General features: G+C 70.2%; 1 protein-coding gene. It reads left to right on the top strand.

The window, feature by feature from the left end; translation table 11 throughout:
- Positions 1–7 precede the first annotated feature (7 nt).
- The coding region (locus PZC42_RS24940) for an armadillo/beta-catenin-like repeat-containing protein (RefSeq protein ID WP_277214307.1) at positions 8–258 on the top strand (251 nt) is incomplete at its 3' end.

Raw genomic sequence — 258 nt, 5'->3', positions numbered from 1 at the left:
GAAGGCCGTGATCACGCTGCAGCGGCTGTCCATGTCGCCCGACATTGCCCGCGCCATCGTCGGCCACAGCGGCGTCCGCCCGCTGATCGACATCTGCCAGACCGGGGACTCCATCTCGCAGTCCGCGGCGGCCGGCGCGCTCAAGAACCTCTCCGCGGTGCCCGAGGTGCGCCAAGCGCTGGCGGAGGAAGGGATCGTGCGCGTCATGGTCAACCTGCTCGACTGCGGCGTCGTGCTCGGCTGCAAGGAGTACGCCGC

It is taken from the genome of Isoptericola croceus, assembly GCF_029382255.1.
Classification (GTDB): Bacteria; Actinomycetota; Actinomycetes; order Actinomycetales; family Cellulomonadaceae; genus Isoptericola; species Isoptericola croceus.
The sequence above is the reverse complement of the archived record's forward strand: the minus strand, read 5'-3'. Positions and strand labels throughout refer to the sequence as shown.